This window comes from Rhizobium sp. L1K21 (assembly GCF_024055895.1).
Lineage (GTDB): Bacteria > Pseudomonadota > Alphaproteobacteria > Rhizobiales > Rhizobiaceae > Ensifer_A.
On the sequence record NZ_JAMXLE010000001.1, the window covers coordinates 592,138 to 613,769 of the forward strand.

A 21,632-nucleotide genomic window follows, 5' to 3' on the forward strand; every position below is an offset into this window, starting at 1 on the left:
AGAAAAACGCCACCGGGCATGTCCGATGAACAGTTTGTTCGCTGAAATTTCTTTGGCGGCGCGCGGTTGAAGATGTAGTGAGGTTGAAAAACGGAGTTTTTCAATGGAACTGGGTCTTTATACATTTGCAGATGTCGATCCGGCCGCGCCCAAGAAGGGTGAGGCGGCGGCAAAACGGGCGGAAGAACTGCTCGCTGAAATCGAACTGGCCGATCAGGTCGGTCTCGATGTGTTCGGGCTTGGTGAGCATCACCGGCCGGATTATATGGCTTCCAGTCCCGCGACACTACTTGCTGCAGCGGCAGCACGCACGAAAAACATTCGGCTGACAAGTGCCGTTTCCGTCTTGAGTTCGGACGATCCTGTGCGGGTGTTTCAGCAATATGCGACCGTTGACCTGATTTCCAAAGGCCGGGCCGAGATCATGGCCGGTCGCGGCTCTTTCATCGAATCCTTTCCGCTGTTTGGCTATGACCTCGACGACTATGACAAGCTGTTTGAGGAAAAGCTCGATCTGTTGATGAAAATCCGCGACAATGAATATGTCTCTTGGTCGGGTGAAACGCGCGCGCCTATCAACAATCTGCCCATCTATCCGCGTCCTTTGCAGGAGAAGCTGCCGCTTTGGATTGCAGTCGGTGGGACACCGAATTCGGTGGCTCGTGCAGCCTATCACGGTTTGCCTCTCGCACTTGCCATCATCGGCGGCGAGCCGCGCCGGTTTGCGCCTTTGTTTGATCTCTACCGGCAGACCGCAGAGCGAGTGGGGCGTGATCCGGCTAAGCTGCCGACGTCGATCAATGTTCACGGCTTTGTCGGTGAAACCACAGAACTTGCCGCTGAGCAGTTTTATGACGCACAGGCGGCAGTGATGAACCGGATTGCGCGCGAACGCGGGTTTACGCCCATGACGCGCGCTCACTTCGATCAATCGATCGGGCCCAATGGAGCAATCTTCCTCGGCGACCCTGAGACGCTAGCTAACAAGATCATTGCGCACCACAAGATTTTCAAAAATGACCGGTTTTTGCTGCAGATGGCGATTGGGCTTTTGCCGCATGACCAGCTGATGCGGGCGATTGAGCTTTTCGGCACAAAGGTTGCCCCATTGGTCAGAAAAGCATTGACGGCTGGCAGCTGAGGGGGCATTCCGGCCCCAAAGAAAGGCCGATAATGATTGTTTCCACCGAAGAAGAACTTGCAGCCCTCAAAGAGATCGGGCGCATATGCGCCAATACGGTCAAGGTGATGTCCGAAGCGCTCGAGCCCGGTATCACCACGAAGGGGCTGGACGATATCGGGCGGGCATATCTGGAATCGCAAGGGGCGGAATCAGCACCGGAGTTCTGTTACGATTTTCCGGGCGCCACCTGTATCTCGGTCAACGAAGAGGTTGCGCATGGAATTCCAGGTGATCGCGAGATTTTGCCTGGCGATCTCGTCAATATCGATGTTTCTGCCGTAAAGAACGGTTTCTTCGGCGATACGGGTGCGTCGTTCGGTGTCGGGCCTGTCGCGCCCAAAACCTCCCGGCTCCTGCGCGATGGCAAGCGTGCCATGTGGCTCGGCATCAACCAGGTCAAGCCGGGTGCAAAGCTCGCCTCGATTGGTGATGCCATCGGAAAGTTCGCAGCGAAAAACCGCTACACGCTGGTGCAAAATCTTGCCAGCCACGGGATCGGCCGGTCGCTGCATGAAGAGCCTAAGGAAATCTCGACCTGGCCTGACAGGTCGGAGCGTAGGGTCATGGAGGAAGGACAGGTCTTCACCATTGAACCGTTTCTGTCGCTCGGTGCCTATTATGCCGAAGATGGCGACGAGGACGATTGGACGCTATTTTCCATGCCGCGCGCCCTGACAGTTCAGTTTGAGCACACACTGGTGGTGACCAAGAACGGTCCTTTGATTTTGACGCTTGCCGAAGATGGCTGAAGCGTCTCCATGACCCATTCATCAGTTTATTTGACTTGAGCGAATTGTCGGCCCGTTGCAAAAGCGGGCCATGGAAACACACAACAAAGTCGAAGATGCACAACTCTTGAAGGCTGCTTTGGGTGGCGCGCTTGCCATGGCGCTCGCCATGGGATTTGGGCGTTTTTCCTATACGCCGATCCTGCCCTCAATGATGTCTGACCTCGGGCTTTCGGCGTCCGACGCGGGTCTGATCGCATCGGCCAATTTTGCCGGTTATCTCGCCGGCGCCGTGGCCGCCACCTATAATTGGGCCTCGGGACGTGAGCGGCAGGTGGCGGTTTCTTCGCTGCTGGCAACTGTCTTGCTGCTCGCTGCAATGCCTCTGTTTTCGGACCTGGTGGTCTTTTCCGTGATCCGCTTTCTCGCAGGACTGGCGAGCGCATTTGCAATGATTTTCACCACATCGCTTGTCATGGGCCTGCCGGGGGCAGCGCATCGCCAGCAGGCAGTGCATTTTGCAGGTGTGGGGATCGGTATTGCGGTTTCCTCGTTGCTGGTCGTGCTGGTGCGTCCGCTGAGCGGTCTGTTCGCGGCGTGGCAAAACGAATGGCTGGTGATGGCGGCGATCGGGTTTGTCGCGCTGCTTGCCGTGCTTGCGCTTCTGCCAAAACAGGTCAAGCGTACCGGCTCTGTGGTTCGCGAGCCGAGGCTCAATTGGCGTCTGCCTTTGGTCCTGATCACGGCCTCCTATGGTCTCTTCGGGTTCGGTTATGTGATTACCGCCACTTTCCTCGTTACCATTGCGCGCAGCGGTGACGGCGGTTCTTTGATGGAGTTTGCCAGCTGGTTCGTGACCGGTATTGCCGCCGCTGTCTCGTTATTTGTGTGGCGTCGATTGGTTTTGGGCCGCGGTTTGGTGACCACCTACGTGATCGGCGTTACGGTCGAGGCTGTTGGCGTTTTGGGGACCGTTGCACTGCCGGATGGTGTTGCGCCGATCTTTGGCGGACTCCTTTTTGGCGGCACGTTCGTCATGATCACCGCCTTCGGCTTGCAGATCGGTCGGATGGAAGCACCGGAAAGCCCGCGCAAGGCGCTGGCGGTCATGACCGCGGCTTTCGGTACAGGCCAGATGGTGGGGCCGGTGGTGGCGGGCTGGATTGCCGAACGCACCGGCGATTTCAGCGCAGCAACGATTGCAGCCGCCGCTGTGCTCGTTCTTTCCGCGCTGCTGGCGGCCTTGCTGTTCCTGCCATCCTTGCGCCGGTAAGCGTGCTTTGTCATCCAATTACAATTTGGTCATAAAGGCCGCGCCGCCATTGCGGCGCACCATTTTCTGAAATAGTTTCCGGGCCAAATAGTGGACTGCTTCGCGGACCTTCCGGAGAATACTTGCCTTGCTAGAATCGTTCTTTCCTAAACCCAAACTCTTCTTCACCAGTGCCGCCATCTGGACGCTTATCGGCATATTCGGCTGGTATTTTGGCGGAGAGGCGCTTGGCGGCCTTGTCGGTCTGCCGCCTGCTGCTCCTGATGCCCCGCCGCGGATCGGTCTCGACTTTTTCGTGACGCACGATTTTTTGTGGTTTTACATCTATTTCGGTTTCTTTTCAGGTGCCTTTTGTCTGTTCTGGACGATTTTCGATAAGGATCACCCTTGGAAAGCATGGTCGGTCTGGGGTTCAGCGCTGATCATTTTCATCACCTATTTCAACGTGCAGATCAGCGTGCTGATCAACAATTGGCGGCGGCCTTTCGGCGACATGCTGCAGAATGCACTGACGGGCGACAAGGGCGTTACGGCAGCCGACATGTTCGGCATGCAGTGGATTTTCATGCAGTTCGCCTTTCTCTGGATGGGCGTCTACATCATCAGCCGGTTCTTTATCAGCCACTATATCTTCCGCTGGCGTAACGCGATGAGCGACTATTACCTGGCCGTCTGGCCGAAGGTGCGTCACATCGAAGGTGCCTCGCAGCGTATTCAGGAAGATACAATGCGCTTTGCCAGCATCATGGAAAATCTTGGTGTCAGCCTGATCGATGCAGTGATGACGCTGATCGCCTTCCTGCCGGTGCTGTTTGCGCTGTCTGCATATGTCACGGAACTCCCCATTATTGGCCAGATTCCCGCGTCCCTGTTCTGGATCGCAATTTTCTGGTCGGCGTTCGGTACGGCACTGATGTGGTTTGCCGGGATCAAACTTCCGGGACTCGAGTTCAAGAACCAGCGCGTGGAAGCAGCTTTCCGTAAGGAACTCGTTTACGGTGAAGACAATGCCGAACGCGCCCAGCCGGAAACGGTTCGCTCGCTGTTCAACGATGTTCGCACGAACTATTTCCGCCTCTATTTCCACTACGTCTATTTCAATCTGGCGCGTGGTTTCTACATTCAGGCCGATGGTATCTTTCTGACAATCCTGCTGATCCCGACGATTGTTTCAGGCGCGATCACGTTTGGTATCTTCCAGCAGATTCTGACCGCCTTCGGACAGGTCAGCAACTCGTTCCAGTTCCTCGTGAACTCCTGGTCAACGATTATCGACCTGTTGTCGATCCACAAACGTCTGCGTTCGTTTGAGGCAGCGATGGAGGGTGAGCCTCTGCCGGAGATCGATCAGGAATATCTGGCCAATCCGAGCGAGAATTGATCGAGTTACAAGCCGTCGGCATTACGACGCTGACGGCTTGTCCCTTCTATCCTTGTTCAGAAACGGGAGCGCCTCAGCATAGCTGATGCAGGCAACATCGGGCTTGGAGCAGACTTCAGACGTTATCCTGTCCAGCGCGCGCCAATAGGCCCCGCCGTTCATTTCGACAAAGTGAAAGCCGAGCTGCAGCGGAATACGGTCGCCGGAATATTGGCGGTCGAAGGCAGCGCGGAACGCCTGATAGGCGCGCTCCTCGAATTCCTTGCTTTTGACAGTGTTCTCGATGCCGCCGGAGTGGCGGACAAACATGTTGTAATCCATCGCGATAATGCGCCTTTCCCTGGGGCCTTCGGGAATGAGCGGGAGCGAAAAGCGCGTGATGGTGTGATCCTCTTCAGGCATCACCGGCCCGCGTGAGACGAGGCTGGCGTCATAGCGGAAACCCGTCTCTGCAAGGGCGGGAACGAGGCCGGAACTGACGGATAGATAGGGCGCGCGAAAGCCGATCATCTGTTTGGCGGTAAATTCATCCCAGCCATCGGGCTTTTCAGTGTCCAGCCGATTGGCCTCATAGGCATTCTTCATCGTGTTGCGAAAGGTGGTGAGTTCCTTCACCCAATCGCTTTTCGACCATTCCGCGCCGTCGAAATGGCCGCAGACATGGCTGCCGATGTCGTGGCCATCCAGATGCGCCTGCCAAACGTGGGAAAGGCGGGCTTTCACCTCGGCTTGCGTCTGGGCAAAACCGACATTGGAACGGCCTTTGCGTTGATGCGGGGCCTGGTAAGCCGCGCGTTCATCCGGGTTCATGAAAAAGGTGCAGGACAGGAAGTAGGTAAAATGGGCATTGTTGCGCTTTGCCATCTCCATGCTCTTGTCCCACAAAGCGTTGTCCGCGGCACCATCGAAGGAAACAATGACGATTTGCTTCGGCTTGTCAGCGGCCTCGGCATTCAGGCCCTGAAACAGGGCAAAGGGAGCGAGGCAAAGAGCGAATTTCTTCATGGGGCAAATTGTCCTTTTTTCCCCAACTGGCGCGAGATTAAGGCGATCCTTTGTTCCCGACTGGAATTGTCGGCCTATTGACGCTATGCAGGCAGTAAGAAAATGAGGTTGATACCATGGTCATGTTCGTCGTCGCGCTGGCGCTTTTTCTACTCCTGCATTCGATCCGCATCTTCGCCCCCGCGTGGCGCAAGAGCATGATCGACAAGATGGGCGTTCGTGCCTGGAGAGGGGTCTATTCGGTCCTTTCGATCGTGACCTTCATCTTTCTGATCTATGCCTTTGCCCAGTCGCGGGCTGTTACGCCGATGCTCTATTATCCGCCGGTTTGGCTTGCCCATATTGCCTTTCTCCTGATGCTGATTTCCTTCATCCTGGCGGCGGTATCGATTTTTCCGGCCGGCAAACTGGCGGTCTGGACCAAGCATCCGCTTCTGGCTGCCGTCAAGTTCTGGGCGCTCGCGCATCTGCTTGCCAATGGGGAGCTGAACTCTGTCATCCTGTTTGCCGGTTTTCTCATCTGGGCGGTGGCGGCGCGCATCTCCGCCAAGCGGCAGAATATCCAGCCACGAGCGTTCAAATCTGTTCAGTGGGATATCATTGCCGTAATCACCGGTATTGTGCTTTACGGCCTCTTCATCATGTACCTGCATGAACTTCTCATCGGCGTTTCGCCGCTTGCTATGATCCGCAGCTAAGGAAAACGCGCTTTCCCCCTTACAAGCGTTGAAAAATGGGGTAGAAGGCGCGGCAAATTGATGTGCAAACGAAAAGGCCGGTCCGCCCGGAAAACTGCAAATGGCTCATGATGACGACAGCTTTATCCGCGAGGTGAACGAGGAACTTCGTTCCGATCAGATGAAGGCCGTCTGGCGGCAGTATGGCAAATTGTTGATTGCGACAGCTGTTCTGATCGTTATCGGCACTGCCGGCTATCGCGTTTACGATTACTGGACATTGAGCCAGGCTTCGGCTTCGGGCGACAAGTTTCTGGCGGCGATGAAGCTTGCGGAAGACCCCAGCACGCGGGATCAGGCCAAGGCGGCATTCGAGGCGCTCGAAAAAGACGGGTTCGGCTCCTATCCCGATCTGGCGCGCATGCGCGAGGCTTCGCTGATTGCGGAGCAGGGCGACAAGAAGGCCGCGGCGGACGCTTTTGCCGCGATTGCGCGAGATACATCTGTGCCGGAAGCTGTTCGTGACGCTGCGCGCCTTCGGGCCGGCTGGCTGCTGATTGACGACGCACCCTATGCAGACGTTTCGGCTCAGGTGGAAGAGTTGGCTGTGCCGGAAAACCCGATGCGCCACTCGGCACGCGAAGCGCTTGGGCTTTCCGCCTACAAGAACGGCGATTATGCACGGGCCAAGCAGTGGTATGAGGCAATTGCCGCCGATGGCCAGACGCCGGGCAATGTGGCCAATCGCACCCAGATCATGCTTGATCTGATCGCCTCCAGCGGCAAGGTATCGTAACCTCCATGAGCTTTACCGTCGCAATCGTTGGCCGTCCCAATGTGGGCAAGAGTACGCTGTTCAACCGGCTGGTTGGGCGCAAACTGGCGCTTGTCGACGATACGCCGGGCGTGACACGCGACCGCAGGCCGGGTGATGCGAAGCTGGATGACCTGCGCTTCACCATCATCGATACGGCGGGGCTTGAAGAAAGCGGCGAAGATACGCTGGAAGGCCGCATGCGTCAGCAGACGGAAGCTGCGATCGACGAAGCGGACATGACGCTTTTCGTGGTGGATGCCAAGATGGGGCTGACGCCGCATGACAAGCTTTTTGGCGAAATCCTGCGCCGCCGTGGCAAGCCGGTGGTGCTGGTTGCCAACAAGGCCGAAGCGCGTGGTTCCGATGGCGGCTTTTATGACGCCTATACGCTGGGTCTTGGCGAGCCGGTGCCGATTTCGGCTGAGCACGGCCAGGGCCTGCATGACCTTCGCGACGCCATTGTTGAGGCGATTGGCGAAGAGCGCGCCTTTGCTATCATGGAAGAAGCAGAGACAGACGTCGTCATCGAAAAGGGCGAACTCGACGAAGAGTTTGACGAGGAAGAGGCTTACGATGACAGCAAGCCGTTGCGGGTTGCCGTTGTGGGGCGCCCGAATGCGGGCAAGTCGACACTCATCAACCGTTTTCTGGGCGAAGACCGACTGCTGACCGGGCCGGAAGCGGGTATTACACGCGATTCCATTTCCGTGAACTGGGAATGGCGCGGTCGGATGATCAAGATGTTCGACACCGCGGGCATGCGCCGCAAGGCCCGTGTGCAGGAGAAGCTTGAAAAGCTTTCGGTGGCCGATGCGCTCAGAGCGATCAAATTTGCCGAAACCGTGGTCATCGTTTTCGACGCGACAATCCCGTTTGAAAAGCAGGATCTGCATATTGCCGACCTCGTGCTGCGCGAGGGACGTGCAGCGGTTCTGGCCTTCAACAAGTGGGACATGATCGAGGACCGGCAGGCGGTTCTCGCTGATCTTCGCGAAAAGACCGAGCGGCTTTTGCCGCAGGCGCGTGGTATTCGCGCCGTTACGATTTCCGGCCAGACCGGCGAGGGACTTGATCGCCTGATGCAGGCGGTGATCGACACGGACAAGGTGTGGAACCGCCGTATATCGACGGCCAAGCTCAACCGCTGGCTTGACGCCCAGCAGATACAGCATCCGCCGCCTGCCGTTTCCGGCCGTCGTCTCAAGCTGAAATATATGACGCAGGTGAAGGCCCGTCCGCCAGGATTCATGATCTCGTGCACGCGACCTGAAGCGATACCGGAAAGCTACACGCGCTACCTGATCAACGGTCTGCGCAAGGATTTCGACATGCCGGGCGTGCCGATCCGCATTTACTATCGTGCCTCGGTGAACCCGTTTGAGAACCGCAAGAAGAAGCGCTGATCAGGCTGCTTTCGCCGCTTTGCGCTTCTTTTGATATGCTTCATTCGCCTGAACGGCATTTTCCCAGAACTGGTTGGCGGCAGCCCGCCAAGTGTAGCTTTCAGCGAGATTGCGCGCGGCTTCACCTGAGCAATTCAGAGCATCCAGGGCTGCCTGGCGAAGGTCTTCATTCAGGGTGCCGGCCTGCGGGTGTCCGCCGAGAATGTCGGCTGGTCCGGTGACGGGATAGGCGGCGACGGGGACGCCCGAGGCCAAAGCCTCCAGAATGGTATTGCCAAATGTGTCGGTCTTTGAAGAAAACACAAAGACATCGGCCTGTGCATAGGCTGCGGCGAGGTCTTCACCCGTTTTCATGCCGGTGAAATGAACATCCGGAAATCGTTCCTGAAGATCAGCGCGCGCCGGCCCATCGCCCACAACCACTTTCGAGCCAGGAAGATCGAGTTCGAGAAAAGCGGGCAGGTTCTTTTCGACCGCGACGCGGCTCACCGTCATGAAGATCGGACGTGGAAGGCCGAAGGGTTGCTCCTGCTTTGCCATGGGGCGGAAGAGGTCGCCATTGATGCCGCGGGTCCAGCGCTTCAGGTTGTTGAAGCCGCGCTGATCAAGTTCGCGCTCCAGGCTTTCGGTGGCCACCATGCAGGCGTTGCCGGCATTGTGGAAGCGCCGCATGAAGCTGTAGAGCAGGGTTTGCGGGATGGGCAGGCGTGCGGAAACATATTCGGGAAAGCGTGTGTGGTAGCTTGTGGAAAAAGGCTTGCCGCGCTTCTTGCACCAGCGGCGTGCTGCCAGCCCCAGAGGACCCTCGGTAGCGATATGAACGAAGGTCGGTTCCTGCTCGTCAAGCAGTTTTGCCACGCGGCCCGGACGGCCGACGGCGAGGCGGATTTCCGGGTAGGTCGGGCAGGGGATATTGCGGAACATCTGCGGGGTTATCAGTTCTGTCGCAATGCCCATATTGTTCAGCTCACGGATTGTGTTCTCGATCGAGCGAACAACGCCGTTGACCTGTGGATGCCAGGCGTCTGTGACAATGGTGATTTTCTGCATGCCGATTCCGATTCGATGCTCATCGTTCCAGCCCGTATGACAGAGTTGTGTGATAGTCTTATTACAAGCCCGTTGACACAGTGGTGTCTCTCGGGCGAGCCTTGCCTATCTCAAATCACTTGATCACTATTCCGAACAAAATCAGTCTCACCTGCTTTGAAGATGTGTTGCTCTTGAATGGAGCCGCTGTCTCAACCCCAAACCGGCGGAGTTCTCATGAACCAGATTACAACACACGACGAAGCTGGACAGGATTGGTGGCGTGGTGCCGTCATCTATCAGGTCTATCCGCGTTCCTTCCAGGACACGACCAATGATGGGCTTGGCGATCTCAAGGGTATTACCCGGCGTTTGCCGCACATCGCGTCACTGGGTGTCGACGCACTCTGGATTTCACCGTTTTTCACATCTCCGCAAGCCGATATGGGGTATGACGTATCGAATTACTGCGATGTTGATCCGCGGTTTGGCACGCTTGAGGATTTCGACGCGTTGGTTGAAAGCGCGCATGGTCTTGGGCTGAAGGTCATTATCGATCAGGTGCTCTCGCACTCCTCGGATCAGCATCTCTGGTTCGAGGAAAGCCGCTCCAGCCGCGATAATCCCAAGGCCGACTGGTATGTGTGGGCGGAGCCGAAGCCCGACGGGACGGCCCCCAACAACTGGTTGTCGATTTTTGGCGGGCCAGCCTGGGAATGGGATGGTGTGCGCAAACAGTATTATATGCACAACTACCTGATCTCGCAGCCGGATTTGAATTTCCACAATGCCGAGGTGCAGGATGCGCTGCTGGAAACCGTGCGCTTCTGGCTGGAGCGCGGGGTTGATGGTTTCAGGCTCGATACCGTCAATTATTACGTTCACGACAAGCTGTTGCGGGACAATCCGCCGCTGCAGCCCGATCCGCAAGCGACGTCGCAGGATGCGCCCGATGTGAACCCCTACGGTATGCAGGAGCATATCTTCGACAAGACGCGTCCGGAGAACCTTGAATTTCTCAAGCGGTTCCGCGCCCTTCTGGATTCCTATGGCGGGCGTACGGCGGTGGGCGAAGTGGGCGATGGCGCGCGCAGCCTGCAAACCGTGGCGCAATATACCAGCGGCGGCGACAAGCTGCATATGTGCTATACATTCGACCTTCTGGGACCGGAATACAGCGCCGCACACATTCGCCGTTCCGTGAAAGCCTTCGAGAGCCGGGTGCAGGACGGATGGGTTTGCTGGGCCTTTTCAAACCACGATGTCGAACGTCATGTCAGCCGCTTTGCGCCGAGCGTTGCAGACCGACCTGTTGTTGCCAAACAGGCAATCAACATTCTGGCGAGTTTGCGGGGCTCCATCTGCATCTATCAGGGCGAGGAGCTGGGTCTACCGGAAGCGGAACTGCGCTTTGAGGATTTACAGGACCCATATGGCATTCGCTTCTGGCCGGCCTTCAAGGGCCGCGATGGGTGCCGCACGCCGATGCCCTGGGATGGTGGGACCACGCATGGCGGTTTTTCAGAGGTCGAGCCGTGGCTGCCGGTGCCAGAGGAGCATCTTGCGCTTGCCCTGAGCGAGCAGCAGGATGTTGACGGGTCTGTGCTGGAGCATTATCGCGCCGTGCTTGCTTTCCGGCGGCAAAACCCGGTGATGCGGGAGGGCGACATTCAGTTTATCGAAGGCAATGACGATCTTCTGGTTTTCGTGCGCAGCGACGCTGAAACAAGACTTCTCTTTGCCTTCAATCTCACTGCAGAGGGCAGGACGTTCATCACGCCTTCCGAATTTTCCAATCCACAGGTGTTGCCGATGCCGGCCTCGCGTGCGGAAGTCAGCGGGAATGCGGTGGAATTGGCTGCCTTTGACGGGGTGTGCCTGTTGCTCTAGCTCATATGCATCGCATGTACGTTATCGTTTAATCGAGGGCGATTAAACGCGACATGCTTTAGGCGGCTGGCTGGAGGGCCTGGAACTTTTCCAGCAGAACGCTGCGGTCGAAGGGCTTTTGCAGCACATCGTCGGCACCGGCCCGCCGGGCCGAGAGCAGGGTCTTCAGATCGGCTTCCACCACGCAATAGAAGATGTGGGTTTCGCTGCCGCCCGGCATGGACCGTATCTGTGTGATCACATCGGTCGCGCCGTCCATCTTTGAATCCACGATCAGATATTTCGGAAGCGCGCTCAGGGATTGTACGATGGCGTCATTCGCCGAGGTGCTTTCGAGCACGTCAAGGTTCAGACCCGACAAGATGCGCTTGGCGACCTTGCGCACAATATCGGATTCGTCTGCAATGAGGACCTGCGGCATAACATGCTCCATTCGCAACGTGACGCGGCGATATCATCGTCGGTCTTCCCAACGCGTGCCAATCTAGCACGGAGCCTGTTAAATTTCCGCTAAGCCAAGGGGGCGGTTTTTATCTATCTACTTGTTTTGCCGCATTGTCTGACGCCGAAGCAGGCACGCTTCGGCTGGAAATGCTCTACGCCGCTTCCATGGAGGCGGTGTAGATAATCTCTTCGCCCGTCTCGTTCACTTCAATGCTCATACCCGCTTCCTGGGCGAGAAGTAGCGTGTAGTAAGGCTGGATTGAATGGGCGTCGACGGCCTCTTCGGGCGTGCCGCTTTTCAGTTCCGTAAACTTCGCAGGAACGCGCATCATGCGGCCCTTGGCCACGATGGTGAACTTGGCGTCGAATTCCGGCTGGTCGAGCGTGATATCCAGATTGCCGCCGCGCGGAATGGAGCCATAGGCCAGCAGGAACATGTTGAGGAGAAGCTTCACGCGGTTTTTCGCGATGATTGCGCGCGGGCCATTCCAGGAAATCTCGGTCTTGCCTTCAGCCTCGGCAAAGTCGCGGGCAGCCTTTTCGGCCTCGCCTGTATCGATGGATGCGCCGATCGAGCCGGACGCGCCGAATGCAAGACGGGCAAATTTCAGGCGAACCGAAGCGTTGAGCGCGCTGGTGCGGATGAGGTCCATGGCTTCCGCATCCGCGCCGCCTTCGTCCAGCAATTCAAGTCCGTTGTTGATGGCGCCGACGGGCGAAATCACGTCGTGGCACACTCGGCTGCAAAGCAAGGCTGCCAGATCGACACCGGCCAGAGTCAGGTTTGGATTTTTTGCCATGTTTATCTCCCGGAATGGTTCTGAGCAGCGCGAAACTGAGTCTGCGTTGTTCGTGCCATAATGACAACACTTTTGGTAAACCGATTGTTAACGGGATCAAATCATTATGTGCTCCAGATGTGTAAACGCACCGAATTTTGATCTTGCTGGCGGCGTTTTGAAGAATGCGGGCCGGCGAACATGACAAGGACGAGAAACATGCTGCGTCTTATGAAGAATTTTGCAGCCGTCAGGCTTACTGCTTTTGTTGCCGCGTTGGTCGTTTCGCTGGCCGCGATGCAAGGTTCCGCTCGGGCCGATGACAAGTATTCGATGCAGGAAATCATCGATGCCGGAAATGGCTTCTTCGGAAATGTGAGCGGCGGATTTGCCAAGGTTGTGGAATCCGCTTTCAAGAACTATGGCCTGCCCAACGGTTATATTATTGGTCAGGAAGGCGGCGGCGCGCTGATCGCCGGGGTCACCTATGGCGAAGGCGAGTTGGTGACCAAGAATGCCGGCAACTATCCCATGTTCTGGCAGGGGCCGTCGCTCGGTATCGACTATGGTGTGAATGGTAACCGCGTGATGATGCTGGTTTACAATCTGCCCGATGTAAACGCGATCTATAAGCGCTATGCCGGTGTATCCGGTTCGGCCTATGTGGTGGCGGGTTTCGGGATGACTGTTCTTCGCAACCAGAATGTACTGGTCGTCCCGATTCACACCGGCGTCGGTGCACGGCTCGGCATCAATATCGGTTATCTGAAGATGACGGCGCAGCCGACCTGGAACCCGTTCTAAGCGTCACGAACAAACGCATTCGCAGGGGATAGAGGCGGCGGGCGGTAGAAGGATAGACTTGCCCGCGGCACGCACCCGTGCTTAATGGATCATGCCCGCAACGCGCCAGCGCAACCACAAAGGATGAGAGTGAAACGAACGTGATAGAGTCTATCCTGCTCTTTTCCCTTGGCTTTTTGAGCGCGGCCTTCCTGGCGTTTCTGATTGCGCCGGCCATTCAGCGCCGGGTCGTTTCCTTCACCGAAAACCGCATGCGCGCGACGCTGCCCATCAGCCCCCAGGAGCTGAAGGCGCAAAAGGACATGGTTCGCGCCGAATATGCCGCCGAAAATGCGAAGATTTCGCAATCGCTGATCGCCGAACGCCAGCGGACAGTTGATGCGCAGACGCGGGCCGAGCGTGTTGTTGCGGCGAGCTATGCGCTGGCCGCCGAGAAGGCCGAACTGGACAATATCCGTCAGGCGCTTGAGGAAAAGGTGCGTGAACTCGAACTGGAGTTGAGAGCTCAGGAGGCTGGGGAGCTTGGCATGCGGACCGAACTTGCGGCTGCACGCCAGACACTCGTCGAAGATGCAGCCAAGATCAAGGACATGACCGAGCGGCTGGATTATCTGGCCGAAATGTTCGAGGCCAACAGGAACGAGCTTCTGGAGCGCGATCAGGAGCTTTCGCATGCGCGTGCTTCGTTTGAAGCGTTCAAATTGGAACGTGACCGGGCGCGTGAAATGGAGCGCAGTGCCGATGAACGTGCACGAATGGCCGAAACGCGCCTCTCGCGTGAAGTCAACAAAGTGATGAGCCTGCAGGACAGGCTGGATCGTGAACTTGCCGTCAGTGCGCGGCGCGAAAATACACTGGCGCGTCGCGTTGACGAGGTAGCGCGGCTGACGGAGCGGTTGAAGAACGCCAATGCACAAGCTCGCAAGGCGGTCAGAACGCTCAAGGAGGCAGGCATCAAGATGCCGCTGGACCTGCATGAGCCTGAAGAGGAAGCTGATCCTGTGGACATGGATACTGAATTGGCGGATGCAGCCGAAATGCCGGTTTTGAATTTGGTTGAACCGCCGCCGTCGGTTGTCGAGACCCTGGATGTGGATGCACTGGCTTCCGAACTTCATGCAGCCGAGGGTGCGGTCACAAATCAGCTGTTGCAGGAAACGGGTCCCGAGCATGACGATGAGATGCGTGAGGAAATCGCGTCCATTGCTGCGCGTATGGTGGCATTAACTGCGGCGCGTGAGGGCGAGAATTCCAAGATCCGCGCCATGCTTGATGATGACGCCGTTGAAAGCAAGAACGGCAGGGTGAGCCTTGGCGTGCGCGCCAGCCGTGTTCTTCACGGCGAGCGTTCCTGAGGCTCTCAGAGGTCGGGCAACAACCCCATCGCATGGGCCGTTTCATAAAGCGCGATGCCGGCGGCGGTTGCGACATTGAGGCTATCAAGACCGGGCATTTGGGGGATGCGGGCCGTTTTGATGCTTGCCAGCAGGTGTGGCGGCAGACCTTCACCTTCTGTGCCCAAGATCAATGCGGTGCGCTCGCTGTTAGGCAGGGCGCGAATGCTGGTTTTGCCGGCGGGTGAGAGGCCCCAGAAGGCAAAACCATTATCCTTCAAGGTCTGCAATAGAGCTTCGATGTTCCCGCCACGCGCATAGGGCACGGTCAGTACCGACCCGACGGAAACACGGATCGCCTTTCGGTAAAGCGGATCACAGGAGGTTTCATCCAGGATGATGTGGCTGACACCGAAGGCGGCTGCATTGCGGAAGATCGATCCGGCATTGTCGTGGTTTGCAAGACCCTGGCAGACCACGACCAGCGCTCTTTGCGGAAGTCCGTTTAAAACCTCATTGAGCGGCGGCGGCTCAAGGCGTTCCCCCAAGGCCAAAACGCCGCGATGCAGGTGAAAGCCGGCAATGCGATCCAGAACATCGCCGCTGGCGACGTAGACAGGCACATCAGGCGGGAAGGCCGACAGGATGTCATCAAGGCCATCCACGCGATTTTCCAGCAGCAGGATCTTGTGTGCCTTGAAGCGGGTGCCGGCGTGATGGGCGGCGGCGAGCATGCGCAGGACAACTGTACCTTCCGCAATGAAACGTCCGCCCGAACGCGTCAGGTCGCGCTCGCGGATATTCGTGAACTCGACAATTGCCGGATCGTCCGGGTCGGTGATGCGGATGAGTTGCCGCATGATTATGCCGCTTATTGTCCGCTGAGCGTGATGTCGGCAATGACGCTTGCTGTGGACATGTCGAAGACATAGGCTTTCGGCTGTCCTGTCGCCGTTACTCCGTAAAAGAGGATGCGATCGCCCGACAGTGCCGTCGATGTTACCCTGAAACCAGCCGGCAGATTGACGGTCGCGTTGACGGGAGCATCGGAGGGTACCCTGAGCGCCTGACTTTGCGGCACGTCTTTTTGGGAAACCTCTTTCGTCTTGTAGACAATCGCGATAATGACGCCGACAAGGGCAACGAGAATGATGCCTATCGAAACGACCAGCAGCCTGATCATTTTGCGGCGGACTTTTTCCAGAACCGGGTCCAGCGGCTTTTCGTCGTTGGGATCGTCAAATTGGTTGGTCGTCATAGGGCGGCCTTCATGGGATTGAATGAATGAGTGCACCATTTAGCGAAGCCGGCGCCGATATGAAAGTCCTCATCGCTGATGAAAGCGCCGGCGGGCGTCTGGATGCATGGCTGACGGCAGCATTGGGCGACGAATTTTCGCGCAGCCGCATTCAGGCGCTGGTCAAGCAGGGGATGGTGCGCATCAACGGAGAGGCGGTGAGCGAGCCCAAGGCGAAGATCAGGCCGGGGGACGAGGTGCGTGTCGTGCTGCCTGAGCCGGAGGACCCGGAACCCAAGGGGGAAGATATTCCGCTGCAGGTTCTTTACGAAGATGATGACGTGATCGTGATCATGAAGCCTGCCGGGCTTGTCGTTCATCCCGGAGCGGGAAACTGGACGGGGACGCTGGTCAACGCGTTGATCCACCATTGCGGTGATACGCTGTCAGGCATTGGCGGGGTCAAGCGCCCCGGCATTGTTCACCGCCTGGACAAGGAGACGAGTGGTGTGATGGTGGTGGCAAAGAACGATATTGCCCATCGCCATCTTGCCGCGCAATTTGCCGACCATGGGCGTACCGGGCCGCTGGAGCGGGCCTATATGGCGCTGGTCTGGGGCAGGCCGCGTCAGCTGAAAGGCACAATTGATGCGCCGCTTGGCCGCTCGTCTGCGCGCACCAAACGTGCGGTCAAGTCGATTGAGAGCGGGGACGCGCGCGAAGCGATTACGCATTTTGAGGTTGTTGAGCGTTTTGGCGAACAGGCCGACGGAACTGCAATTGCCTCGATGGTGGAATGCCGCCTGGAGACCGGGCGGACCCATCAGATTCGCGTCCACATGGCACATATCGGCAATCCGCTGATCGGCGACCCTGAATATGGCACGGCGTTCAAGACGAAAGTCAATCGGCTTTCCGATGGAACCAAAGCCGTTGTCGGCGGGTTTCACCGTCAGGCGCTGCATGCTTTTCTTTTGCAATTCGAACATCCGGCGAGCGGACGTGTTATGCGATTTGAAGCGCCACTGCCTGACGATATGGCGCAGTTGTTGAGCGCCTTGCGCAACGAAAAGCGTGCGGCAAAATAGGCCGCGGTTTGCTCCACTCTTGAAACGAGGGGTGGTGCGGCTTATCTATTCTTGGCCTATGCGCGCGCTTCGGGGTGGAGAAGGCGCGAAATAGGGGGCTTGCCCACGGGAAGCCGGTTCAAAAGAGAGGGGGTGCTTTATGGCCCGCAATACATTGCCGACCATCGCTTCGGGCGAAGCTGGTCTTAGCCGATATCTCGACGAAATCCGCAAATTTCCCATGCTTGAGCCGCAGGAAGAATATATGCTGGCCAAGCGTTTCCATGAACATGAAGATCGAAATGCCGCCCACAAGCTGGTGACAAGCCATCTGCGACTCGTTGCCAAGATCGCCATGGGCTATCGTGGTTATGGCCTGCCGATCGGCGAGGTTATTTCCGAAGGCAATGTCGGTCTCATGCAGGCTGTCAAAAAGTTCGATCCTGAGCGCGGCTTTCGTCTGGCGACTTACGCCATGTGGTGGATCAAAGCCTCGATCCAGGAATATATCCTGCGCTCCTGGTCGCTCGTCAAAATGGGCACAACGGCCAATCAGAAGCGGTTGTTCTTCAATCTGCGTCGCCTCAAGGGCCGCATTCAGGCCATTGATGATGGCGATCTGAAGCCTGATCAGGTGCGTGAAATTGCCGAAAAGCTGGGCGTCAGCGAGGAAGAAGTGGTTTCCATGAACCAGCGTCTTTCCGGCGATGCTTCGCTGAATGCGCCTATTCGCGCGTCCGATGGTGATTCAGGCCAATGGCAGGATTGGCTGGCGGATGATTCCGAAAGCCAGGAAGACATCTTGATCGAGCAGGATGAGCTCGAATCCCGCCGCGCTATGCTGAGCCGCGCCATGAGCGTTCTCAACGAACGCGAACGGCGCATATTCGAGGCCCGGCGTTTGTCGGAAAATCCCATCACGCTGGAGGAGCTTTCCTCCGAATTCGACGTTTCGCGCGAGCGTGTGCGCCAGATTGAAGTGCGTGCGTTTGAAAAGGTTCAGGAAGCCGTGCAGAAGTTCGCGGAAGAGCAGGCAAACAGCCTGCGTGTCGTGGACGCCTGAACCCTTGCCAACCTCTTCAGGCCATCATTGGCCTGAAGTCTCCTGGCTCCATTCCTTCAGCACCTGATTGAAAACGGCCTTGCCCTCGGCACCCTTTTCCAGCGTCAGAAGTGCGCGGCGACCGTTCCCGTAGACCAGCGGTATATCCATCCAATCCAGCGTTCTCAAAAGCTCCAGATTGGTCTGTTGTGCCTCCGGCAGGGAGTTGAGGGCGATCATGTGGAAATAATCGGTTATGCGTGCCGGTACGCCAATCAGTGCCTGACCCTGGTCCTGTTCATTTGCCTTCATGGAGATGCGAACCACGCTTTCTATCCCGCCGCCTTCAAAGTTTTCGGGCAGCGAAAAGACGAGTTCGACAATGTGGCTTGCCGGGAGCGACGGATCGAGATTGCGCTTGAAGGTAATCAAGGCCGACATTGAACGTTCGGGGATTTCGATCTTCGCCTGAATGACAGGCTCGGGATTGCCGACATCCTGCGTTTCCAGTTCACGCGTCCAGGTGACATTGCCTTCGATAGCCGTTGGAGAGGCCTGACCAAGCCGTTCCTCATAGAGGAACATTTTCACAGACTTTGAAGCCTGCGCACTTGTGTCGTTTGACTGCTGAACCGGTGCGCTGGTGCCGCCTTCCTGTTGGGCGATGGATTTGCCTTCTTCATCGCCTGTTGGGGCGGGGCCTGCTTCGCCTTCCACCTCGGTTCCATCCGCCAAAAGGCGCTGCGTGAACTTCTCAGGGCCGGTTACGGTGGGCTGCTGATCGGCGGTTGCGCCACCATCGGCCTGATTTTGATCGTCTGCAGTCACGGGGCCATCGTCACCGCCATTGTCCGTGGTGGCGATATCTGTTCCCGAGGTGCCAAACATCGCCGCAATCTCATCCCGGTATTGCCATCCGGCAAAGGAAAGCCCGGCAACAACGATCAGTGCGAGTGCAGCGATGACCACCGTTCTGAGAATTCCACCCCGGCCATTGTCATCGTCCTGCTCCTCGATCCGCGAAACGATGCGGTCGATATCCGGCTCGCTTTTGCGGGACGTGTAGCCAGACTGTGCTTCGTCCGAGACGGCAATGTCCTCTTCCTCGTCGGGAAGATTGCTCTCGGAGGAAGTGGGTGCTGCAACATAGGGCTCGTCAAGAAGGGCATGCACATCGTCTTGATTTCGACCAATATGCTCTTCCGATTGGTATTCCGGCGCATCGTCGATTGATGGAATATCCCATTCCTGATCCTGCAATGGGTCGTTTTCCGGCGCATCGTAACGGCTATGGCTATCCGCAATTTCAGCAAGGAACGGATCGGCGTCTACCGGATCAACAGATTTTTCGTTATGCTCCGCGGCAGGCTTCGGCTCTTCTTCGTAGGCCTGCTCGTCGATCAGCGGCGCATCTGCATCCGGGAATGGTGCTTCATAGTGTTCATTTGCGGGCGGCGAGCCCCAGCGCTTGCCACCGACAAAGGCCGTTGGTGCGTCCTCTGGCTGCGGCGCATCTTCGAATTCTTCGGTTTTTCTATCTGCATCGTAAGGCGCAGACCACTCGCGCTCATCAGTGCCTTGCGGCTCTTCCGGCTCGGGCGTTTCGTAGGGCTCTTCTTCGGCGTGCGCGGACTCGTCGCGGAAATCTGCTTCCGGCTCAACCGAGGGTGCTTCATGAAGAGGCTGGGTTTCAGGCTCGACGGATGGCTCTTCGACCTCTGTCGTGTCCTCGGGTTCTGCCGGCGCCTCAGCTTCCGGTTGCTGTGTTTCCGGCTCTTGCTGGTCGTCCCGATGGTGCGCTTGGGCGGGAATTTGTTCTTCCGCCGCTGCAACCGTTTCTGCGGCGGGTTCTTCCACAACAGGCTCTTCGTGGACGTCCGCGGCAACGGGTTCAGTTGCAAAAGTCGCCTCAATCTCGGCAATTGCCGCGTCGATCTTTTGCATCTGACGGGCAACGAGGTCTTCCGACGGGGGCGGATTCATAGCGTTAAGCTGGCGCTGAACGGCAGCTTTTGCCTTCTCATAAACTTTAACACGCATTTCGGGCGACTTGTCTGAGAGACCGTCTACTGCGCGTTGGATGACCGCTGTGAAATCCGCCATATTCTTACTTTTCTTTTTCTACCCCCGACATTCTTGTCCGCTTATTAACCATTGTGCAAGCTGAGTAAACGCAAAAGCTGTTAATCTTCAAAAGGATCAGTGACCAGGATGGTGTCCTCACGCTCCGGGCTGGTGGAGAGAAGGGCAACCGGCGCGCCGATCAGTTCCTCGATCTGACGAACATATTTGATCGCCTGGGCGGGCAGATCGGCCCATTTGCGGGCACCGACGGTGGAGTCTTTCCAGCCTTCCAGCGTGATGTAAACCGGCTCCACGCGGGCCTGCGCACCCTGGCTTGCCGGCAGATGCTCGATTTCCTGGCCGTCGAGCTTGTAACCGACGCAGATCTTGATTTCATCGAGACCGTCCAGCACATCGAGCTTTGTCAGCGCAATGCCGGTGATGCCGTTGGTTGCCACAGACTGGCGCACGAGGGCTGCGTCAAACCAGCCACAGCGGCGCTTGCGGCCGGTGACGGTTCCGAATTCACGACCACGTTCGCCGAGGAACTGGCCGATTTCATCATGAAGTTCGGTGGGGAAGGGGCCTTCGCCAACACGTGTCGTATAGGCTTTGGTGATGCCGAGAATATAGCCAAGTGCGCCCGGCCCCATGCCGGAGCCGGCTGCGGCCTGGCCCGCTACCGTATTGGACGATGTCACGAACGGATAGGTGCCGTGGTCGATGTCCAGCAGCGTGCCCTGAGCGCCTTCGAAGAGAATGCGCGCACCAGCACGGCGGTTCTTATCGAGATAGGCCCAGACCGTATCCATGTATGGAATCACGCGTTCGCGAACTTCCGTCAGTTCGTTCATGATCGTGGCGTGCTCGATTTCTGCGACCCCGAAACCGCGACGCAGCGCATTGTGGTGGGTCAGCAGGCGATCCACCTTGGCCGGCAGGGTTTCCAGATTGACCAGATCCATGACGCGGATGGCGCGGCGGCCTACCTTGTCCTCATAGGCCGGGCCGATGCCGCGGCGTGTCGTGCCGATCTTGGTACCGGAATTGGAGGCTGCATCTTCGCGCATGCCGTCAAGTTCGCGGTGCAGCGAGAGAATCAGCGTGGCATTGTCTGCGATTTTCAGGTTTTCAGGCGAAATCGCCACGCCCTGGCCGGCCAATTTGTCGATTTCGGCCACTAGTGCATGGGGGTCAACGACAACGCCGTTGCCGATCACCGCCATTTTACCCTGCCGCACGACGCCTGAAGGAAGCAGGGAAAGCTTGTAGCTGACACCGTCGATGACCAGGGTGTGACCCGCATTGTGGCCGCCCTGATAGCGCACCACGATATCGGCGCGCTCTGACAGCCAATCGACAATTTTGCCTTTTCCTTCGTCACCCCATTGTGACCCGACGACAACGACATTCGTCATACGATTTTCTTATCCTGTTTACTGGCGCGGCGGCCTCAAAAACCTGCCACGCGGACC

At 57.5% G+C, this 21,632-nt stretch carries 20 protein-coding genes; 12 read left to right on the forward strand and 8 right to left on the reverse strand.

The features are described 5' to 3' along the window. Positions 1-103: 103 nt before the first annotated feature. From NHF56_RS02765 to sbmA, 4 genes are all read left to right on the forward strand, one after another. Positions 104-1,141, forward strand: a complete 1,038-nt coding sequence (locus NHF56_RS02765; protein ID WP_252801372.1) for an LLM class flavin-dependent oxidoreductase — start codon at positions 104-106, stop codon at positions 1,139-1,141. Positions 1,142-1,173: 32 nt separating this feature from the next. Beyond that, positions 1,174-1,932 (forward strand): type I methionyl aminopeptidase, encoded by a 759-nt coding sequence (map, locus tag NHF56_RS02770; RefSeq protein WP_252801375.1) that lies wholly within the window; start codon positions 1,174-1,176, stop codon positions 1,930-1,932. A 70-nt stretch (positions 1,933-2,002) separates the two neighbouring features. After that, a complete protein-coding gene (locus NHF56_RS02775; protein WP_252801377.1) occupies positions 2,003-3,184 on the forward strand; it encodes a YbfB/YjiJ family MFS transporter in 1,182 nt (393 codons plus the stop codon). A 127-nt stretch (positions 3,185-3,311) separates the two neighbouring features. Then, the gene (sbmA, locus tag NHF56_RS02780) at positions 3,312-4,565 is read left to right on the forward strand and encodes a peptide antibiotic transporter SbmA (protein ID WP_252801379.1); all 1,254 of its coding nucleotides are present in this window, start codon (positions 3,312-3,314) and stop codon (positions 4,563-4,565) included. Positions 4,566-4,586: 21 nt separating this feature from the next. Here the strand turns inward: sbmA and NHF56_RS02785 are convergent, their stop codons facing one another. Then, a complete protein-coding gene (locus tag NHF56_RS02785; protein ID WP_252801381.1) occupies positions 4,587-5,570 on the reverse strand; it encodes a polysaccharide deacetylase in 984 nt (327 codons plus the stop codon). Positions 5,571-5,686: 116 nt separating this feature from the next. Here NHF56_RS02785 and NHF56_RS02790 point away from each other — a divergent pair, with 116 nt between their 5' ends. The 3 genes from NHF56_RS02790 (at position 5,687) to der (ending at position 8,467) form a co-directional block, all read left to right on the forward strand. Next, positions 5,687-6,268 (forward strand): NnrU family protein, encoded by a 582-nt coding sequence (locus NHF56_RS02790; protein ID WP_252801382.1) that lies wholly within the window; start codon positions 5,687-5,689, stop codon positions 6,266-6,268. 100 nt (positions 6,269-6,368) lie between these two features. Continuing rightward, positions 6,369-7,043, forward strand: coding sequence for a tetratricopeptide repeat protein (locus NHF56_RS02795; RefSeq protein ID WP_252801383.1), 675 nt, complete (start codon positions 6,369-6,371; stop codon positions 7,041-7,043). A gap of 5 nt (positions 7,044-7,048) precedes the next feature. Beyond that, complete coding sequence (der, locus tag NHF56_RS02800; protein ID WP_252801384.1) at positions 7,049-8,467, forward strand: ribosome biogenesis GTPase Der; 1,419 nt, start codon at positions 7,049-7,051, stop codon at positions 8,465-8,467. Here der and NHF56_RS02805 read toward each other — a convergent pair whose 3' ends face one another. Beyond that, on the reverse strand, positions 8,468-9,517 hold the full coding sequence (locus NHF56_RS02805) for a glycosyltransferase family 1 protein (RefSeq protein WP_252801385.1): 1,050 nt from the start codon (positions 9,515-9,517) through the stop codon (positions 8,468-8,470). Between the two features lie 216 nt (positions 9,518-9,733). Between NHF56_RS02805 and NHF56_RS02810 the strand changes: the two genes are divergently transcribed. Then, positions 9,734-11,386, forward strand: coding sequence for an alpha-glucosidase (locus tag NHF56_RS02810; protein ID WP_252801386.1), 1,653 nt, complete (start codon positions 9,734-9,736; stop codon positions 11,384-11,386). A 58-nt stretch (positions 11,387-11,444) separates the two neighbouring features. Here the strand turns inward: NHF56_RS02810 and NHF56_RS02815 are convergent, their stop codons facing one another. Both NHF56_RS02815 and chpT read right to left on the reverse strand, forming a co-directional pair. Continuing rightward, on the reverse strand, positions 11,445-11,807 hold the full coding sequence (locus NHF56_RS02815; protein ID WP_252801387.1) for a PleD family two-component system response regulator: 363 nt from the start codon (positions 11,805-11,807) through the stop codon (positions 11,445-11,447). Between the two features lie 175 nt (positions 11,808-11,982). Continuing rightward, a complete protein-coding gene (chpT, locus tag NHF56_RS02820) occupies positions 11,983-12,630 on the reverse strand; it encodes a histidine phosphotransferase ChpT (RefSeq protein WP_252801388.1) in 648 nt (215 codons plus the stop codon). 198 nt (positions 12,631-12,828) lie between these two features. Between chpT and NHF56_RS02825 the strand changes: the two genes are divergently transcribed. Together NHF56_RS02825 and NHF56_RS02830 are read left to right on the forward strand one after the other, a co-directional pair. Continuing rightward, positions 12,829-13,413, forward strand: a complete 585-nt coding sequence (locus tag NHF56_RS02825; RefSeq protein WP_252801389.1) for a DUF1134 domain-containing protein — start codon at positions 12,829-12,831, stop codon at positions 13,411-13,413. A gap of 140 nt (positions 13,414-13,553) precedes the next feature. Further along, positions 13,554-14,768 carry a hypothetical protein gene (locus NHF56_RS02830; protein WP_252801391.1) on the forward strand — a complete coding sequence of 405 codons (1,215 nt, stop codon included), beginning with the start codon at positions 13,554-13,556 and terminating at the stop codon, positions 14,766-14,768. Positions 14,769-14,773: 5 nt separating this feature from the next. On the opposite strand, the gene NHF56_RS02835 is transcribed toward NHF56_RS02830, so the two are convergent. Both NHF56_RS02835 and NHF56_RS02840 read right to left on the reverse strand, forming a co-directional pair. Then, positions 14,774-15,610, reverse strand: coding sequence for an RNA methyltransferase (locus NHF56_RS02835; RefSeq protein ID WP_252804809.1), 837 nt, complete (start codon positions 15,608-15,610; stop codon positions 14,774-14,776). Between the two features lie 8 nt (positions 15,611-15,618). Then, positions 15,619-16,005 carry a hypothetical protein gene (locus tag NHF56_RS02840; protein ID WP_252801393.1) on the reverse strand — a complete coding sequence of 129 codons (387 nt, stop codon included), beginning with the start codon at positions 16,003-16,005 and terminating at the stop codon, positions 15,619-15,621. A gap of 26 nt (positions 16,006-16,031) precedes the next feature. Here NHF56_RS02840 and NHF56_RS02845 point away from each other — a divergent pair, with 26 nt between their 5' ends. After that, complete coding sequence (locus NHF56_RS02845) at positions 16,032-17,072, forward strand: RluA family pseudouridine synthase (RefSeq protein WP_252801395.1); 1,041 nt, start codon at positions 16,032-16,034, stop codon at positions 17,070-17,072. Between the two features lie 139 nt (positions 17,073-17,211). Continuing rightward, positions 17,212-18,114 (forward strand): RNA polymerase sigma factor RpoH, encoded by a 903-nt coding sequence (gene rpoH / locus NHF56_RS02850; RefSeq protein WP_252801397.1) that lies wholly within the window; start codon positions 17,212-17,214, stop codon positions 18,112-18,114. Positions 18,115-18,138: 24 nt separating this feature from the next. Here the strand turns inward: rpoH and NHF56_RS02855 are convergent, their stop codons facing one another. After that, positions 18,139-20,196 carry a hypothetical protein gene (locus NHF56_RS02855; RefSeq protein WP_252801399.1) on the reverse strand — a complete coding sequence of 686 codons (2,058 nt, stop codon included), beginning with the start codon at positions 20,194-20,196 and terminating at the stop codon, positions 18,139-18,141. Between the two features lie 80 nt (positions 20,197-20,276). Then, positions 20,277-21,575, reverse strand: a complete 1,299-nt coding sequence (locus NHF56_RS02860; RefSeq protein ID WP_252801401.1) for an adenylosuccinate synthase — start codon at positions 21,573-21,575, stop codon at positions 20,277-20,279. Positions 21,576-21,632 lie beyond the last annotated feature (57 nt).

What these genes read in the sequence shown, in the direction of transcription:
- NHF56_RS02765 (WP_252801372.1), top strand. Translation starts at nt 104, where the DNA reads ATGGAACTGGGTCTTTATACATTTGCAGATGTCGATCCGGCCGCGCCC.
- map (WP_252801375.1), top strand. Translation starts at nt 1,174, where the DNA reads ATGATTGTTTCCACCGAAGAAGAACTTGCAGCCCTCAAAGAGATCGGG.
- NHF56_RS02775 (WP_252801377.1), top strand. Translation starts at nt 2,003, where the DNA reads ATGGAAACACACAACAAAGTCGAAGATGCACAACTCTTGAAGGCTGCT.
- NHF56_RS02785 (WP_252801381.1), bottom strand. Translation starts at nt 5,570, where the DNA reads ATGAAGAAATTCGCTCTTTGCCTCGCTCCCTTTGCCCTGTTTCAGGGC.
- NHF56_RS02790 (WP_252801382.1), top strand. Translation starts at nt 5,687, where the DNA reads ATGGTCATGTTCGTCGTCGCGCTGGCGCTTTTTCTACTCCTGCATTCG.
- NHF56_RS02795 (WP_252801383.1), top strand. Translation starts at nt 6,369, where the DNA reads ATGGCTCATGATGACGACAGCTTTATCCGCGAGGTGAACGAGGAACTT.
- der (WP_252801384.1), top strand. Translation starts at nt 7,049, where the DNA reads ATGAGCTTTACCGTCGCAATCGTTGGCCGTCCCAATGTGGGCAAGAGT.
- NHF56_RS02805 (WP_252801385.1), bottom strand. Translation starts at nt 9,517, where the DNA reads ATGCAGAAAATCACCATTGTCACAGACGCCTGGCATCCACAGGTCAAC.
- NHF56_RS02810 (WP_252801386.1), top strand. Translation starts at nt 9,734, where the DNA reads ATGAACCAGATTACAACACACGACGAAGCTGGACAGGATTGGTGGCGT.
- NHF56_RS02815 (WP_252801387.1), bottom strand. Translation starts at nt 11,807, where the DNA reads ATGCCGCAGGTCCTCATTGCAGACGAATCCGATATTGTGCGCAAGGTC.
- chpT (WP_252801388.1), bottom strand. Translation starts at nt 12,630, where the DNA reads ATGGCAAAAAATCCAAACCTGACTCTGGCCGGTGTCGATCTGGCAGCC.
- NHF56_RS02825 (WP_252801389.1), top strand. Translation starts at nt 12,829, where the DNA reads ATGCTGCGTCTTATGAAGAATTTTGCAGCCGTCAGGCTTACTGCTTTT.
- NHF56_RS02840 (WP_252801393.1), bottom strand. Translation starts at nt 16,005, where the DNA reads ATGACGACCAACCAATTTGACGATCCCAACGACGAAAAGCCGCTGGAC.
- NHF56_RS02845 (WP_252801395.1), top strand. Translation starts at nt 16,032, where the DNA reads ATGAGTGCACCATTTAGCGAAGCCGGCGCCGATATGAAAGTCCTCATC.
- rpoH (WP_252801397.1), top strand. Translation starts at nt 17,212, where the DNA reads ATGGCCCGCAATACATTGCCGACCATCGCTTCGGGCGAAGCTGGTCTT.
- NHF56_RS02855 (WP_252801399.1), bottom strand. Translation starts at nt 20,196, where the DNA reads ATGGCGGATTTCACAGCGGTCATCCAACGCGCAGTAGACGGTCTCTCA.
- NHF56_RS02860 (WP_252801401.1), bottom strand. Translation starts at nt 21,575, where the DNA reads ATGACGAATGTCGTTGTCGTCGGGTCACAATGGGGTGACGAAGGAAAA.